Source organism: Aeromonas sp. SG16 (assembly GCF_024436135.1).
GTDB lineage: Bacteria > Pseudomonadota > Gammaproteobacteria > Enterobacterales > Aeromonadaceae > Aeromonas > Aeromonas jandaei.
Genome location: NZ_JANFNW010000001.1, coordinates 776,182 through 791,836 on the forward strand (window position 1 = coordinate 776,182; position 15,655 = coordinate 791,836).

General features: G+C 58.7%; 15 protein-coding genes and 1 other annotated feature. Of the genes, 8 read left to right on the forward strand and 7 right to left on the reverse strand.

What is annotated here, in order from left to right; genetic code table 11:
• Positions 1–50: 50 nt before the first annotated feature.
• From fadD to NOM67_RS03605, 6 genes are all read right to left on the reverse strand, one after another.
• Positions 51–1,727 (reverse strand): long-chain-fatty-acid--CoA ligase FadD, encoded by a 1,677-nt coding sequence (fadD, locus tag NOM67_RS03580; protein WP_370689129.1) that lies wholly within the window; start codon positions 1,725–1,727, stop codon positions 51–53.
• Between the two features lie 198 nt (positions 1,728–1,925).
• Complete coding sequence (locus NOM67_RS03585; RefSeq protein ID WP_255933831.1) at positions 1,926–2,792, reverse strand: alpha/beta fold hydrolase; 867 nt, start codon at positions 2,790–2,792, stop codon at positions 1,926–1,928.
• Between the two features lie 9 nt (positions 2,793–2,801).
• Complete coding sequence (locus NOM67_RS03590) at positions 2,802–3,317, reverse strand: Slp family lipoprotein (RefSeq protein WP_041207704.1); 516 nt, start codon at positions 3,315–3,317, stop codon at positions 2,802–2,804.
• A gap of 101 nt (positions 3,318–3,418) precedes the next feature.
• On the reverse strand, positions 3,419–4,120 hold the full coding sequence (gene tsaB / locus NOM67_RS03595) for a tRNA (adenosine(37)-N6)-threonylcarbamoyltransferase complex dimerization subunit type 1 TsaB (protein ID WP_041207703.1): 702 nt from the start codon (positions 4,118–4,120) through the stop codon (positions 3,419–3,421).
• Between the two features lie 134 nt (positions 4,121–4,254).
• The gene (locus NOM67_RS03600) at positions 4,255–6,162 is read right to left on the reverse strand and encodes an ATP-dependent DNA helicase (RefSeq protein ID WP_201908188.1); all 1,908 of its coding nucleotides are present in this window, start codon (positions 6,160–6,162) and stop codon (positions 4,255–4,257) included.
• A 67-nt stretch (positions 6,163–6,229) separates the two neighbouring features.
• Positions 6,230–6,472 (reverse strand): hypothetical protein, encoded by a 243-nt coding sequence (locus NOM67_RS03605; RefSeq protein WP_041207701.1) that lies wholly within the window; start codon positions 6,470–6,472, stop codon positions 6,230–6,232.
• Positions 6,473–6,659: 187 nt separating this feature from the next.
• Positions 6,660–6,784 (forward strand) — a sequence feature (His leader region).
• A 28-nt stretch (positions 6,785–6,812) separates the two neighbouring features.
• Between NOM67_RS03605 and hisG the strand changes: the two genes are divergently transcribed.
• Genes hisG through hisIE form a run of 8 tightly spaced genes read left to right on the forward strand, consistent with a single transcriptional unit; the run spans position 6,813 to position 14,063 of the window.
• Positions 6,813–7,709: an ATP phosphoribosyltransferase gene (gene hisG, locus NOM67_RS03610; protein WP_182925515.1), complete on the forward strand. Its 897-nt coding sequence runs from the start codon at positions 6,813–6,815 to the stop codon at positions 7,707–7,709.
• 12 nt (positions 7,710–7,721) lie between these two features.
• Positions 7,722–9,047: a histidinol dehydrogenase gene (gene hisD / locus NOM67_RS03615; RefSeq protein WP_255933837.1), complete on the forward strand. Its 1,326-nt coding sequence runs from the start codon at positions 7,722–7,724 to the stop codon at positions 9,045–9,047.
• Positions 9,044–10,114, forward strand: a complete 1,071-nt coding sequence (hisC, locus tag NOM67_RS03620; RefSeq protein ID WP_255933838.1) for a histidinol-phosphate transaminase — start codon at positions 9,044–9,046, stop codon at positions 10,112–10,114. The genes hisD and hisC overlap by 4 nt, the downstream gene beginning before the upstream one ends.
• A gap of 15 nt (positions 10,115–10,129) precedes the next feature.
• Complete coding sequence (gene hisB / locus NOM67_RS03625; RefSeq protein WP_158110782.1) at positions 10,130–11,239, forward strand: bifunctional histidinol-phosphatase/imidazoleglycerol-phosphate dehydratase HisB; 1,110 nt, start codon at positions 10,130–10,132, stop codon at positions 11,237–11,239.
• Positions 11,239–11,880: an imidazole glycerol phosphate synthase subunit HisH gene (gene hisH / locus NOM67_RS03630; RefSeq protein ID WP_255933839.1), complete on the forward strand. Its 642-nt coding sequence runs from the start codon at positions 11,239–11,241 to the stop codon at positions 11,878–11,880. The genes hisB and hisH overlap by 1 nt, the downstream gene beginning before the upstream one ends.
• 5 nt (positions 11,881–11,885) lie before the next feature.
• Positions 11,886–12,647 (forward strand): 1-(5-phosphoribosyl)-5-[(5-phosphoribosylamino)methylideneamino]imidazole-4-carboxamide isomerase, encoded by a 762-nt coding sequence (gene hisA / locus NOM67_RS03635; protein ID WP_139478569.1) that lies wholly within the window; start codon positions 11,886–11,888, stop codon positions 12,645–12,647.
• Positions 12,647–13,420: an imidazole glycerol phosphate synthase subunit HisF gene (gene hisF, locus NOM67_RS03640; RefSeq protein ID WP_019446757.1), complete on the forward strand. Its 774-nt coding sequence runs from the start codon at positions 12,647–12,649 to the stop codon at positions 13,418–13,420. The genes hisA and hisF overlap by 1 nt, the downstream gene beginning before the upstream one ends.
• Positions 13,413–14,063: a bifunctional phosphoribosyl-AMP cyclohydrolase/phosphoribosyl-ATP diphosphatase HisIE gene (hisIE, locus tag NOM67_RS03645; protein ID WP_255933846.1), complete on the forward strand. Its 651-nt coding sequence runs from the start codon at positions 13,413–13,415 to the stop codon at positions 14,061–14,063. The genes hisF and hisIE overlap by 8 nt, the downstream gene beginning before the upstream one ends.
• Positions 14,064–14,096: 33 nt before the next feature.
• Here the strand turns inward: hisIE and NOM67_RS03650 are convergent, their stop codons facing one another.
• Positions 14,097–15,611, reverse strand: coding sequence for a P-loop NTPase fold protein (locus NOM67_RS03650; RefSeq protein ID WP_255933848.1), 1,515 nt, complete (start codon positions 15,609–15,611; stop codon positions 14,097–14,099).
• Between the last annotated feature and the right edge of the window lie 44 nt (positions 15,612–15,655).

Genomic DNA, 15,655 nt, shown 5'->3' on the forward strand with positions numbered 1-15,655 from the left:
ACCCACGGTTTTGCATCACTGCGACACACCAGAAAGCCCGGTGCAGCGCCTTACTGCTTGGCAATCTCCTCGTCACGCAGTACGCGGCGCAGGATCTTGCCCACATTGGTCTTGGGAAGTTCGTCACGAAATTCTACCAGTTTCGGCACCTTATAGGCAGTCAGATGTTTGCGGCAGTGGGCAATAATCTCGTCCTCCTGCAGCTTTGGATCTTTCTTGACCACAAAGATCTTCACCAGCTCGCCGGAGACCTTGTGCGGCACGCCAACGGCGGCCACTTCCAGCACTTTCGGATGGAGCGCCACCACATCTTCGATCTCGTTGGGATAGACGTTGAAACCGGAGACCAGGATCATGTCCTTCTTGCGATCGACGATCTTGAAGAAGCCCTGCTCGTCGCACACGGCGATATCACCGGTACAGAGCCAGCCATCCTGCATCACTTCGGCAGTGGCCTCGGGACGCTGCCAGTAGCCAACCATCACCTGCGGGCCGCGCACCTGCATTTCGCCCGGGGTACCGAATTCGTGGATCACCTGACCGTTGTCATCCACCAGACGGATATCGGTGGAGCAGACCGGCAGGCCGATGGAGCCGTTGTAATCACTCAGATCGTAGGGGCAGACGCTCACCAGCGGTGAGCACTCGGTCAGGCCGTAACCTTCCAGCAGCGGGGTGCCGGTCAGCCTCTTCCACTGCTCCGCCACAGCCCGTTGCACCGCCATGCCGCCACCGATGGTGAGCTTGAGCTTGTCAAAGGCGATGCTCTGAAACTCGGCATTGTTGACCAGGGCGTTGAACAGGGTGTTGACGCCGGTGATACAGGTGAAGGGGTACTTCTTGATCTCTTTGACAAAACCCGGGATATCGCGCGGGTTGCTGATCAGCAGGTTGTAACCGCCAAGGCGCATAAAGAGCAGGCAGTTCACGGTCAGTGCGAAGACGTGGTAGAGCGGCAAGGCGGTAACCACAAACTCCTTGCCCCGCTCCAGCATGGGGCCATAGACGCCGAGGCACTGCTCGACGTTGGCAATCATGTTGCGGTGGGTCAGCATGGCCCCCTTGGAGAGACCGGTAGTACCGCCGGTGTACTGCAGGAAGGCGAGATCTTCGCAGGCAATCTCCGGTTTGATGTACTGCTGATAACGCCCTTTGGCCAGCGCCTGGCGCATGGTGGTGGCGTGCGGCAAGTTGTATTTGGGTACCAGCTTCTTGACGTATTTCACCACGAAGTTGACCAGGGTGCCCTTGGCCAGACCCAGGTTGTCACCCATGCGGGTCAGGATAACGTGCTTGACCGGGGTGTCGTAGACCACTTTTTCCAGGGTATGGGCGAAGTTGGAGACGATGACGATGGCCTTGGCACCGGAGTCCTTGAGCTGGTGCTCCAGCTCGCGCGGGGTATAAAGCGGGTTGACGTTGACCACTATCATGCCGGCACGCAGGATGCCGAACACGGCGATGGGGTATTGCAGCAGGTTCGGCATCATCACCGCGACCCGATCCCCTTTCTCCAGCTTCAGCTCGTTTTGCAGGTAGGCAGCAAAGGCGCGGGACTGCTCTTCCAGTCGGCGGTAGGTGATGGTCTGCCCCATGTTGACGAAAGCGGGCTGGTCGGCGAACTGGCTCACTGAGGATTCAAACATCTCGACCAGCGAGCTGAACTGCTCCGGATTGATCTCGGCGGGGACCCCTTGTGGATAACGCTTGAGCCAAACTTTTTCCACGAACTTCTCCTGCATAACTAGCACCTGTGCGCTCACTCTGTTGCCTCCGTCCCTGTTCACATCGATTTCAATCAACTGTTTTAAGCACGTACTCTAATGCCGCCCATATTTACACAGCGCAACATCAATTAACAGCAAATTAACAACGGAAAAATGTGAGGGGGATGACAAACCTGGAATTATAGAAAGCCGGTGATTCTACCGAACTTGACAAAAATTTACGATACAAACGGCGGTTGCTGCGCCATTTTCCATATGAAAATGGTGATTTCCCGGCAAAATCACCTGCTCTATCTGCCTGAAGGCCCCCTGTCGCAACTGCCACTGTGCCTCCAGCTCGGCAAATCCCTGTTCACCGCGGATAAAGAGCACCGGGCAACAAATGGCGCGGATCAGCGCCTGCGCCTGTCCCTCGCTCATCCGCAGCGGCGAGAGATCCCGCAAGCGAGGATCACTACGCCACTGCCAGCGCCCTGCCCGCTCCTCGAGTTGTCGCTCGCAGATAAGGCGCGCCGCCTCAGGCGTGATATCCGCCACCTTGCAACGCGCCGCCACCGCTTCATCGATGGAGGCAAAGCCAGCCGCGCTTCGCTCGCGGGTGCGGCTGCGATTGAGGATCGCTCTCCTTATCTGGGCGGGAACCGCCTCGTCAGGCTGCGTGAGCGGCCCGAGCCCCTCCAGCAGAACAAGCCGCTCTATCTGTTCGGGGAACACGCCAGCATAGGCAGAAGCGATGAGGGCGCCAAGGGAGTGGCCCAGCATGGTAAAACGGGGCCAGCCTGCGGCCTGAGTGATCTGGTAGAGATCGTCGAGCCAGTCGACAAAGACATAGGGCGTGGTTTTATGATCGGAGTGACCATGCCCCGGCAGATCGACACACACCAGATGAAAATCATCAAGATACGGGACAAGAGGCAGAAAGCTGGCCCCATTGTCGAGCCAGCCATGCAGGGCTATCAACAGGGGCTTTTGTGGCTGCTCGGAAACCGCTTGCCGGTTCTCGAGCAAGGCCACCCGGCGGCCATCCGCCAGGGTGACGAAACGCTCTTGCATCGGGGTACTCAATGCGTGCTCCTAGCGATGGAGTGGCCGTCTTGGCCAGAAGGGATCGTAAAAGGGGTCGTAGAAGTAGGGATCCACATAGCGAACCTCCACCTCCTTGACCGGCGGCCACAACTTGCTGCCCGTTACATTGAGCACCGAGAAGCGATAGTTGTGCTCGCCAATCTGGCTATCCACCGGTTTACCGATGGTGCCGAGCACCGTCAGGCTGCGCCCCTTGGCATAGAGGGTCGGGTCGACAAAGCCCTTCATGATGGCCAGAAAACGGCCGGGGCTCTGCTCGGTCTGCTCCGGCACGCCGTTGGCCTGCAGCGGCAGATAAACCACCTCGATGACACTCTGATCCGCCTTGTTGTGCACCGCGGAAATGATGCCGCTCCAGCGGGCAGGCTTGCCTTCCATACCGCCGAGGGCCGGCTGATAGGCCACCAGCTGGTTCTCCGGTTGATAGACCAGCTCCTTGGGCACCGTACTGCAGGCCCCGAGCAGCAGGGCGGTCGCCCCAATCACCATCGCACGTTTCAACATGTCACTCTCCTCTCGCCGAACGGCCCCAAGGCCACGACACAACCCATGACAGGGCGAGTCTCGGTGGCAGAGGCGACATGAAAGCCATGGCGCCTTTGCCCTTATTCGCGACCCGGCAGCTTTTTCCAGGTCACCTTGTCCCGCAAATATACCGGGGTCGCCTGCTCGACCGCTACCGCTTCACCCGCCAGCCAAGCGGTGCGGGCCAGCGGCAACATGTCTTCTGCGGCCGGGAAACGCACCTGGCTGACCACCAGTTCGTCGGCAAGAGCCTTGAGGGTCTCACCATAGGTCTCAAAACCGGTGCCGACACAGGTAAAACGGCCAGAGTGCTTGCCACGGGCTTCCACCAACGCGGCCGGGCCACTTACCACCTCTTCACCCACCAGCTGGATACGACCATCGATCAGCTCGTAGTGACCGAAATAGACCTCGTCCATCCGTGCATCGATGGCGGTCAGCACCCGCTCGGCCCCTTCCAGCCGATGAGCCCCTTGCGCCATGGCCGCCAGGGTGGAGATGCCAATCAGCGGCACGCCAGCACCAAACGCCAGCCCTTGTGCGACGCCGATACCAATCCGCACGCCGGTAAAAGAGCCCGGGCCACGGCCAAAAGCGATGGCATCGAGCTTGTCCAAGGTTATCCCCGCTTCATCCAACAGAGCCTGAACCATCGGCAGGATCTTGCGGGTGTGATCCCGTGGCGCCTCCTCCCAACGGGAGAATACCTTGTCACCCACCAGCAAGGCGGCGGAGCAGGCTTCGGTGGCGGTATCAACGGCCAGGATCTTCAACTCGTTCATGCTTTCCAATCTCTATAAAATCAGTCAATTACATAACGGGCAAGCAAGAGATGCTCGCCCGTTGTTCAAATCGTTTGTTAGCGACAATCCCCCGCCTGAACGGCTGCGACAGGCCATATGTCAGGCGGGTATATTCAACTGCGGTCAAAAAAATTTCCCAGCGTCGCCAGCTCGCGGGTTCGCGGAATGGCGGGCAAACTCTTGATGAAGGTGGCGCCGTAGGGTTTGTTGACCATGCGCGGATCACAGATAACCAGTACGCCGTGATCACTGCGATCACGAATAAGCCGCCCTACCCCCTGTTTGAGCGCAATCACCGCCTTGGGCAGCTGAAGTTCGGCAAAGGGATCGCCGCCCTTTAACTTGCAATCCTCCACCCGAGCCTTGAGCTGAGGGTCATCGGGGCTCGCAAAGGGAAGTTTGTCGATGATAACACAGGAGAGCGCAGCGCCTCGCACGTCGATCCCCTCCCAGAAGCTGCTGGTCGCCACCAGCACGGCGCGGCCATTCTCGACAAACTCCTTGAGCAGCCGCTGCTTGTTGTCCTCCCCCTGCAGCAAGACGGTACGGCCAATCTCCCGACGCAGCACCTCGGCTACCTGACGCATCACCTGATGGCTGGTGCAGAGGAAGAAACAGCCGCCCGGTGTCTTGTTGATCAGCGGGATCATCAGATTGGCCAGCTGCTCACCGCGGCCAAATGCGTTGGGCTCGGGCAGGAAACGCGGCACGCAGAGCCGCGCCTGCTCGCCATAATCGAACGGGCTGTCGAGGATAAGCTCGGCGCTACCCGCCAGTCCCAGCTCGGCCTTGAAGTGATCGAAACGCTGATCGACAGTCAGCGTGGCAGAGGTAAAGACCCAGGCAACCTCAGGGCGCAGCACCTCTGAGCCAAAGCGCTCGGCTACCGAGAGCGGAGTCAGGTTGAGGGTAAAGTGCAGCCGTGAGCAGTCATACCAGTAGGAGAATCCGGTCTGATTGACTGCCAGCACCTCGCCAAGGCGGGTGCGCAGTTCACTGATACGCTCGAAAGCGTGATCCAGCTGCTCACCCCGCCCCAGCGCCAGCTTCAGCACTTCATAGCAGAGCCCGATGGCATCGTTAAGACGAGCCAGTGCCTGGCCCCAGAGCGGTTGGCGCAGCATGTCGCGGGTATTACCGCGACCACCATCCACGCCGAAAGCGAGCCGCAAATCCTGACTGGCAATGGCAAGCCGGTCGGCCGCCTTGCCGAGCTGGGCCATGTCGTGAGCTTCGGCCCGATAGGCAAGCTGGATATCCTGTGCCAGATCCTGAATGGTACGGCTGCCCACCGACTTGCCAAAGTAGCTGGTGGCGATCTCCGACAGCTGATGGGCTTCATCAAACACATAGACCTGAGCTTCCGGCACCAGCTCGCCAAATCCGGTGTCTTTGACCGCCATATCGGCGAAGAAGAGGTGATGGTTGATCACCACCACCTGGGCGTCCATGGCGCGGCGGCGGGCCACCACCAGATGGCAGTCGTCGTAATAGGGGCAATCCCGACCGAGGCAGTTTTCATTGGTGCTAGTGACGTGAGCCAGGATCTCGGCGTTCTCCTGCAGCCCCGGAATATCCCCCACGTCGCCATTGTCGGTGGCGGTGGACCAGGATTTCACCTTCACCAGATCATTGAGCACTTCCGGTTTTTGCAGGTGGGATTCGCTCAAGAGCCGGTTCATCCGCTCGATGCACAAATAGTTGCTGCGCCCCTTGAGCAGGGCCACCGGCGGGGTATAGGAGAGCGCGCCAGTGATGGTCGGGAGATCCCGATAGAAGAGCTGCTCCTGCAGGTTTTTGGAGCCGGTGCTGATCACGATCCGTTTGCCGGACTCCAGCGCAGGCACCAGATAGGCGTAGGTTTTGCCGGTACCGGTCCCCGCCTCCACCAGCAAGCGACCATGACTCTTGATGGCGCGAGCGACCGCCTCGGCCATCTCCAGCTGGGGAGCGCGAGCTTTGAAACCGTCGATATGGCTGGCCAGAGGGCCGTCTGGCTTGAACAGGGTCTGGATGGTCAAAGGGGCGTCCCGCGGTCAAAGCGGCCATTATGCCAAAAGTGCGGCAAAAGCGGGACAGATAATATGCTCAGACGAAGAGATCGATCTGGTGGTCGGGATCCGGCTTGTGATCACTCTCTTCCACCTTCTGCTGATCGTGCTTTTTCTGGCTATAAGCCTGCTCGCGCTGCTGGGAGTCACTGTTGTCAGTGCTGGTCTTGCGCAGCTGATGCTTCTTGCTGATCTGGTTCACTTCCCGCTTGATCTCTTCGCTACCGGGGGTGGCGGGGGCCCGGGGCAAAATGGGGAACAACAGGTCCTGGCTGGGCATGATACGAACTCCTGCAAGGGGTTATTGTCTAGTTATCGACCAGAAAACCGTTTTCTCAACTTTAATCGACCAAATTACATTTTCTGGTTGCTTTTTCCGTCAAGGCAGGTAGTTTAAATCGGGCGTCAATTACGACATCTTATTTGTAAAGGATTGATTACATGCAGTTCACCAGCCTGAAGACTCATCACCACCATCATCATCCCGAATAGTCTTTCAGGAGGTTGACTGCTGGAAGACACGTTACTGGTGACTTCCAAAAGGACCGCAAGATTCATAAACCCTCGGAAGCACCCACTTCCGAGGGTTTTTTCGTTTTTGACTAGAAGGAAATCGAGCAATGGAAACACAACGTCTGCGTATCGCCATGCAAAAGTCCGGTCGTCTGAGCCAGGACTCCCAGGCCCTGTTCAAGAGTTGCGGCCTCAAGATCAACCTGCGCGAGCAGCGCCTTATCGCCCATGTCGAGAACATGCCCATCGATATCCTGCGGGTGCGTGATGACGACATCCCGGGGCTGGTAATGGAAGGGGTGGTCGATCTTGGCATCATCGGCGAGAACGTGCTGGAAGAGGTGCAGCTTATTCGTGCTTCTCAGGGTCAGCCCTTTGCGGTCAAGACTCTCAAGCAGCTCGATTTTGGCGGCTGCCGCCTCTCACTGGCGGTGCCGGAAGATGTGACCTACACAGGGCCAGCGAGCCTGGCCGGCAAACGCATCGCCACCTCCTACCCCGGGCTGCTCAAGCGCTTCTTTGACGAAAAAGGTCTCGGCTTCAAGAGCGTGATGCTGGGTGGCTCGGTGGAGGTGGCACCGCGCGCGGGTCTCGCCGATGCCATCTGCGATCTGGTCTCCACCGGTGCGACCCTGGAAGCCAATGGCCTGAAAGAAGTAGAGGTGATCTACCGCTCCAAGGCTGTGCTGGTACAGGCCCCCAACCCCTTGTCCGATGCCAAGCAGAAGCTCATCGACAAACTGCTGCCCCGCATTCAGGGGATGCAGCAGGCGCGCGAGAGCAAGTACATCATGCTGCACGCCCCCAAAGACAAGCTCGATGCCATCACCGATCTGCTGCCGGGTGCCGAGTGCCCCACCATCATGCAACTGGCCGGTGACACCAATCAGGTGGCCCTGCACGTTGTATCCAGCGAGACCCTGTTCTGGGAGACCATGGAGCAGCTCAAGGCCCTCGGTGCCAGCTCCATTCTGGTGCTGCCCATCGAAAAGATGATGGAATAAGGAAGGGATATCATGCAGACCCTGATCTGGAAGACCCTCTCCTCCACCCAGCAGGCCGACGTGCTGACCCGGCCCGCCCTCAATGACGAGGCCGATATCGGCGTCGTGGTGAGGGATATCATCGCTGCGGTACGCAGCCGGGGCGACGAGGCCCTGCGCGAGCTGAGCCTGCGCTTCGAGCGCGCCCCCCGTGAACAGCTGCGTGTCAGCGAAGCCGAAATTGAAGCTGCTTGCGAACGGCTGGATGGCGACATCAAAAGTGCCATCGAAGCGGCGATTGCCAATATTCGCACCTTCCACGCCGCGCAACTGCAGCAGGTAGTGCGGGTGGAAACCCAGCCCGGGGTGGTGTGCGAGCTGCGCACCCAGCCCATCAGCCGGGTCGGTCTCTATGTGCCGGGCGGCAGCGCACCGCTCCCTTCCACCGTGATGATGCTGGCCATTCCGGCGGCTATCGCCGGTTGCCGGGAAGTGGTGCTCTGCACCCCGTCCCCCGCCAGCGACGAGATCCTGTTTGCCGCCCGCGCCTGCGGGGTCGAGAAGGTGTTCGCCATTGGCGGCGCCCAAGCCATCGCCGCCATGGCTTACGGCACCGAGAGCATTCCCAAGGTGGACAAGATCTTCGGCCCGGGCAACGCCTATGTGACCGAAGCCAAGGGCCAGGTGTCGCGCGACTGGCGCGGCGCCGCCATCGACATGCCCGCCGGCCCCTCCGAGGTGCTAGTGATTGCCGACGAGAGCGCCAACCCGGCCTTCGTGGCGGCGGATCTGCTCTCCCAGGCCGAGCATGGCCCCGACAGCCAGGTGGTGCTGGTGACCACCTCGCCCCTGCTGGCCGATGCCATCGCAGGGGAAATCAAGAGCCAACTGGCCAAGCTGAGCCGCCGCGATATCGCCGCCCAGGCGCTCGGCAGCAGTCTGGTGATCCTCTGTGACGATCTGGCCGAGGCATGTGCCATCTCTAACGCCTACGCGCCGGAGCACCTGATCGTGCAGACCCGAGCCCCGCGCGATCTGCTGGACCTGCTTGAAAATGCCGGTTCCATCTTTCTGGGAGCATGGACACCGGAATCGGTCGGCGATTACGCCAGCGGCACCAATCACACCCTGCCAACTTATGGCTATGCCCGCACCTGTTCCAGCCTTGGCCTTGCCGATTATCAGCGCCGCTACACGGTGCAGGAGCTGAGCGCCGAAGGCATTCGCGGCCTTGGCCCTATCGTCGAGCGCATCGCCCAGGCCGAGGGGCTTAATGGCCACAAGAACGCCGTCACCCTCAGGTTGAACGCCCTGGCCGCCGCGCCCCAACCAACAGCACAGCAGAAGGATTTGTCATGAGCATTGCCAATCTGGCGCGCCGCGTGGTGCGGGCCCTCACCCCTTATCAATCCGCCCGCCGCATTGGCGGCAAGGGCCACGTCTGGCTCAACGCCAACGAGGCGCCGCAGGCCTATCCCTTCACCATCGAGGGGAGCCGCCTCAACCGCTACCCCGAGTGCCAACCGGCCGAGGTGGTGAACAGCTATGCCGCCTACGCTGGAGTCAATCCCGATCAGGTGCTGGTGAGCCGCGGCGCCGACGAGGCCATCGAGCTCTTGATCCGCACCTTTTGCGAAGCGGGTGAAGATCAGATCCTCATCTGTCCGCCCACCTACGGCATGTACGCCATCAGCGCCGAGACCTGCGGCGTAGGTATCGTCGAGCAGCCGCTGACCGCCAGCCGTCAGCCTGACTGGCCCGCCATTGCCGATCGCCTCAGCGATGTGAAGCTGGTGTTTCTCTGCTCCCCCAACAACCCCACAGGGGATCTGGTGGGGCGCGACGGTCTTATCGCTTTGCTGGAGAAAGCCCGGGATCGCGCCATCGTGGTGGTGGACGAGGCCTATATCGAGTTCTGCCCCGAGGCATCCGTGGTGGATCTGCTTGCTCGCTTCCCCAATCTGGTGGTGACCCGCACCCTCTCCAAAGCCTTTGCTCTGGCGGGGATCCGCTGCGGCTTTACGCTGGCGAGCCCCGAGGTGATCGTCATGCTGGCCAAGGTGATCGCCCCCTATCCCATCCCCGAGCCCATCGCCCAGATCGCGGCGCAGGCACTCTCCCCCATGGGGCTGGAGCTGATGCGCGAGCGAGTGGTCGAACTCAACAAGCAAAAAGCCGCCTTCAAGGCAGAGCTGACAAAGCTTGCCTGCGTGAAGGAAGTATTCGAGGACAAGGGCAACTTCGTGCTGGTGCGCTTTGTGGATGGCGCCACCGTCTTTGCCGCCATGAAGGCCGCCGGCATCATACTGCGGGATTTCTCCAGCAAGCCGGGTCTGGACAACAGCATTCGCATCACCATCGGCTATCAGGGCGAGATGGATGCCGTGCTGGCGGTATTGCGTGACCTGCCCCCTCCCTCTTTTTAAGACAAGGATGTAGCGATGAAGACCCCGTTTTTGTTTATCGACCGCGACGGCACCCTGATTGAAGAGCCGGTGACCGACAAGCAGGTGGATAGCCTCGCCAAGCTGCGCTTCGAGCCCATGGTCATTCCGGTGCTGCGCGAGTTGCAGGCCGCCGGTTACGTGCTGGTGATGGTGACCAATCAGGATGGACTGGGCACCGCCAGCCTGCCGCTGGAGAACTTCCAGCCGCCCCACGACCTGATGATGCACCTGTTTGAATCGCAAGGGGTGAAGTGGGAACAGGTGCTGATCTGCCCGCACTTCCCCACCGACGGCTGCAGCTGCCGCAAGCCCCACCTAGGACTGGTGAAAGAGTACCTAGCCTCCGGTCGTATCGACTTTGCCAACTCCTTCGTGATTGGCGATCGCCAGACCGACCTGCAGCTTGCCGAGAACATGGGCATTGGCGGTATTCGCTACCACCCGCAGGATCACAACTGGCTCGCCATCCGTGATCAGCTGCTGTCCAAGGGGCGCGTAGCCTCGGTGGAGCGCTACACCAAGGAGACCCGTATTCAGGTGACGCTGGATTTAGACAAGAGCGGCGGCAACCAGATCGCCACCGGCATCGGCTTCTTTGATCACATGCTGGATCAAATTGCCACCCACGCCGGTTTTCAGCTCAAGCTGAACGTCAGCGGCGATCTGCATATCGACGATCACCACACGGTGGAAGATGTGGGGCTGGCGCTGGGTCAGGCACTGCGTCAGGCCCTTGGCAACAAGCGCGGGATCGGCCGCTTCGGCTTCGTGCTGGCGATGGACGAGGTGCAGGCGGTGATCGATGCGCGCCCGCTGACCGAGCAGGAGGTGAGTACCGCGCTGGATCTCAGCGGTCGCCCCTACTTCGTGTTTGACTGCCCGAGCGGCTTTGGCCGTGACAACGTGGGCGAGATGGCCACCGAGATGGTGCCCCACTTCTTCCGCTCCCTCTCGGACGCCATGGCCATCACCCTGCAGATGAAAGTGGGCAGCGGCAACACCCACCATCAGGTGGAGGCGCTGTTCAAAGGCTTTGGCCGCGCCCTGCGTCAGGCCATTCGGGTGGAAGGGAGCGAGCTTCCCTCCAGCAAGGGAGTGCTGTGATGGATGTGAGCAAGCAGAAGCTGGTCATTATCGACACCGGCTGTGCCAATCTGGCCTCGGTGCGCATGGCATTCGAGCGCCTCGGCGTGCAGCCGCGGGTCTCCCGTGAGGCTGCCGATATCGAGCAGGCGGACAAGCTGATCCTGCCCGGCGTTGGCACTGCGGTGGCCGCCATGAAGAACCTCAACGAGCGCGGGCTGGTACCGCTCATTCGTGCCGCCAAACAGCCGCTGCTGGGCTTTTGCCTCGGCATGCAGATGCTGGCGGAGGCCTCCGAAGAGAGCATGGGTACGGATGACTCGTCAGAGCGGCTTATCGACTGCCTCGGCATAGTGCCGGGCAAGATCCGGTTGATGGAGGTCGGCAATCTGCGCCTGCCCCATATGGGCTGGAACCAGATTGAGCATGACGAGACCCATCCTCTGCTCAAGGGGATCCCGAGCGGCAGCTACTTCTACTTCGTCCACTCCTATGCGCTGGAGGTGACCGAGGCGACGCTGGCGACCTGTGACTACGGCCAGCCGTTTACCGCCATCGTCGGTGGGGTTGCAGCGCACAGCAACTTCTTCGGCGCCCAATTCCACCCGGAGCGCTCAGGCGCAACCGGTGCCCGTTTGCTGCAAAATTTTCTGGAGCTGTGACTAGCATGATCATTCCCGCAATTGACCTTATCAACGGTCAGGTGGTTCGCCTCTATCAGGGGGACTACGAGCAGAAGACCGAATACAGCAGCAGCCCGCAGGCCCGCTTCGACGAATATGTCTCCCAGGGGGCGGTGCAGCTCCATCTGGTGGATCTGGACGGTGCCAAGGATGCCAAGGCGCGCCAGCTGCCCCTGCTGACCCAACTGCTGTCGGCCACCGAAGCGCCGGTGCAGGTCGGTGGCGGCGTGCGCACCGAACAGGATGTGGCGGATCTGCTGGCCGCCGGCGCCAGCCGGGTGGTGATTGGCTCCACCGCCGTCAAATCCCCGGATCTGGTGGCCAGCTGGATGGAGAAATACGGCCCCGAGCAGATCGTGCTGGCGCTGGACGTCAATATCGATGAGCAGGGCAATCGCCATATAGCGGTAGCAGGCTGGCAGGAGAACAGTGGCGTGACCATCGAAGCGCTGATCGAGCGCTTCCTCCCCGCCGGGCTCAAGCATGTGCTCTGCACCGACATCAGCCGTGACGGTACCCTGGCTGGCACCAACGTCGAGCTCTATCGTGATCTCTGCGCCCGCTACCCGAGCATCGCCTTTCAGGCCTCCGGCGGCATTGGTGGCATCGCGGATATCGAAGCGCTCAAAGGCTCCGGCGTCAAGGGGATCATCCTTGGCCGCGCCCTGCTGGAGGGCAAATTCTCGGTGGGTGACGCCATCGCCTGCTGGCAAGCACCCGCAGCCGATACCACAGGAGGCAACTGATGCTGGCAAGACGCATTATCCCCTGCCTCGACGTGAAAGATGGCGTGGTGGTCAAGGGGGTGCAATTTCGCAACCACGAGGTGATGGGCGGCATTGTCGAACTGGCACGCCGCTACGCCGAAGAGGGCGCTGACGAGCTGGTGTTCTATGACATCACCGCCTCCAGCGATGCGCGGGTGGTAGACAAGAGCTGGGTGAGCCGGGTGGCGGAGGTGATCGATATCCCCTTCTGCGTCGCCGGTGGCATCAAAAGCGTGGAAGATGCCCGCCAGATCCTCGAATTTGGTGCCGACAAGGTCTCCATCAACTCCCCTGCCCTTGCCGATCCGACCCTCATCAGTCGACTGGCCGAGCGCTTTGGCGTGCAGTGCGTAGTGGTGGGCATTGACTCCTACTTCGATGCCGAAACAGGCCACTATCAGGTCAAACAGTTTACTGGTGACGAGAGCCGCACTCGCACCACCGCTTGGCACACCCTCGACTGGGTACAGGAGGTGCAAAAGCGCGGCGCGGGCGAAATTGTGCTGAACGTGATGAATCAGGACGGCATGCGCCAAGGTTATGATCTCGACCAGCTCAAGCTGGTGCGCAGCGTCTGCAAGGTGCCGCTGATTGCCTCCGGCGGTGCCGGTGCCATGGCGCACTTTCGCGATGCCTTTACCCTCGCCGATGTGGACGGAGCGCTGGCCGCCTCTGTATTCCACAAGGGCCTTATCCCCATTCCCGAATTGAAACGCTGGCTGAAAACCGAAGGAGTCGCCATCCGTGAATAACTTCTCTGATAACACACAAACAACCGCCAGCACGCGCCCCCTTGCCGAGCAGCTCGACTGGGAAAAATGCGACGGCATGATCCCCGCCATCGTCCAGCACGCCGCCAGCGGCGAGGTGCTGATGCAGGGCTTTATGACCCGCGAGGCGCTGGAGAAAACCTTGGCTACCTGTCAGGTCACCTTCTTTAGCCGCAGCAAACAGCGGCTCTGGACCAAGGGTGAAAGCTCGGGCAATGTGCTCAACCTAGTAGCCATCAGCACCGACTGCGATCAGGACTCTCTGCTGATTGCCGCCAACCCCGTCGGCCCCACCTGCCACAAGGGCACAACCTCCTGCTTCCATGGTCACCCACTGCCGCCCCTCGGTTTTCTGGCGGAGCTGGAGCAGGTGCTGGCAGCCCGCAAAGGGGCCGATCCGGCCACCAGCTACACCGCCAGCCTCTACGGCAAAGGCACCAAGCGCATCGCCCAGAAGGTCGGTGAGGAAGGAGTGGAAGTGGCACTGGCCGCCATGGCCAAGGATCGGGAAGAGCTCATCAACGAATCCGCCGATCTGCTCTACCACCTGACCGTGCTGCTGCAAAACGAAGGGTTGGGATTACAGGATGTGGTGCAGCGACTTTATGAGCGGCATAATAAATAAACTGATAATAAAGCCGGGATCTTCCGGCTTTATTTATTCAAGATGGACAGCCAACTCTACTAAATTTTTATATGTTGTTAAACGTCGTTCCAATTGTGACAGCTCTTTTTCTGCCAAAGCAGAACTCTCTTCTACTGTTAACTTACGATATCGATTAGAATACTCCTTTACTAAATCTAGAAGCCGATTAGAATAACTATAACCTAGTGCTGGATTTAGCATGTTTTTATATGACACCACCAATATCTCCTTTAAAGAAACATTATACCCCTTATCTTCGAAGGGGTTTCGATATTTACCATCGCCCATAAACTCTATATAAGTACCCATGGAACTTTCTGCTTTTATAAAACAAGAAAAATTTTGTTCTACATATTCATTGATTAGAGCATTAAAACCTTTTAGCTTAGGGTTATTATCTGTAGTAGGCATTTTCCCATCCACTACAGCTCGATAATCTTCATTGCTTTTCTCGCATAGAGAGAACAGGTAAACAAGAAAAATCAGATTTAATGTGCAACCTTCGTAATTAACGATAGAAGCGATCGTTCTATCAAGCACTTGCTCTGTTTTTCTTAAGCTCAATGAAAAATGATCACAAACAGCTGTCAATACATTTACCAACACTTGGCTATTAGTGATCTCAGGCCATACAGTGACATACTCAAAATGCAATTTTTTATCTAAAACTGCCTGCTGAATAAACTCTCGTCGAGAGATACTGCCTAACGTAAATCGCCTATGGAAAAATCGACCAAGATAGCTTTCTGCATCAAATCCTTCGCCATATATTACCTTTATGGCATGCTGCAACTGCTCGGTATCCGTTGCCAAGACAAAGACCACGCCGGGTATATCGAAAATATGCTTGATGGTCTCAAGCATCTCTACTGCATAAGAGGGGCGGCAACGATCCAGCTCATCAATCAAAATAAAGGCGGGATAATCCCGTTCTCCTTCACTTAAACCAACCGCTCCCTCAACCCATTGCCGTATCTCTTGTTTAAGATACTGGATAGATTCATAACGCTCTTTGTGATTGCTGCAAAGTGTATCAACTAGGTTATCTGCGTCTTCGCCTTCCACAGAAAAATCACTATCTTCCCATCCAGCTTTTTTAATGGCTGACTTGAGTACCAATTTCCCGCCCACTTTGAGCAAACCCAATAATTTGGACTTGATGCCATCAGGTATTGCAACCTTATTTCCTGTTGCATCTCTCAATTGATCGATAATCGACGACATCACCGTCAATAAAGGATCATCGGAAAAGTCCTGCTGCCAGGCATCGATATAGACCGTGGGATAGTGCGTTTTCAGCTCCATATACCAGCGCTTGATAAACCAGGTTTTTCCCGCCCCCCACTCGGCATTGAGGTTAAGCACATAGTTGCGCTGCTTGCCTTCGGCAGCGAGGTAGTTGGTAAGAAACTCGGCATAGCGGGCGCGCTCCAGCCGATCGGCACTCAAGATCTCTTCGCTACCCGCAATGGCCCCCGGCCCGTCCCACTGAACTGCGTCATCCCATTTAAACGGTGCCACTGCCATCTCGTATCTCTCCATATTGCGTTGCTGAGGATGATATCAGGGGC

Bases quoted from the DNA above. Each gene is read 5' to 3' on its own strand.
- NOM67_RS03590 (WP_041207704.1), bottom strand. From the start codon at position 3,317: ATGTTGAAACGTGCGATGGTGATTGGGGCGACCGCCCTGCTGCTCGGG.
- tsaB (WP_041207703.1), bottom strand. From the start codon at position 4,120: ATGAACGAGTTGAAGATCCTGGCCGTTGATACCGCCACCGAAGCCTGC.
- NOM67_RS03605 (WP_041207701.1), bottom strand. From the start codon at position 6,472: ATGCCCAGCCAGGACCTGTTGTTCCCCATTTTGCCCCGGGCCCCCGCC.
- hisG (WP_182925515.1), top strand. From the start codon at position 6,813: ATGGAAACACAACGTCTGCGTATCGCCATGCAAAAGTCCGGTCGTCTG.
- hisD (WP_255933837.1), top strand. From the start codon at position 7,722: ATGCAGACCCTGATCTGGAAGACCCTCTCCTCCACCCAGCAGGCCGAC.
- hisC (WP_255933838.1), top strand. From the start codon at position 9,044: ATGAGCATTGCCAATCTGGCGCGCCGCGTGGTGCGGGCCCTCACCCCT.
- hisB (WP_158110782.1), top strand. From the start codon at position 10,130: ATGAAGACCCCGTTTTTGTTTATCGACCGCGACGGCACCCTGATTGAA.
- hisH (WP_255933839.1), top strand. From the start codon at position 11,239: ATGGATGTGAGCAAGCAGAAGCTGGTCATTATCGACACCGGCTGTGCC.
- hisA (WP_139478569.1), top strand. From the start codon at position 11,886: ATGATCATTCCCGCAATTGACCTTATCAACGGTCAGGTGGTTCGCCTC.
- hisF (WP_019446757.1), top strand. From the start codon at position 12,647: ATGCTGGCAAGACGCATTATCCCCTGCCTCGACGTGAAAGATGGCGTG.
- NOM67_RS03650 (WP_255933848.1), bottom strand. From the start codon at position 15,611: ATGGCAGTGGCACCGTTTAAATGGGATGACGCAGTTCAGTGGGACGGG.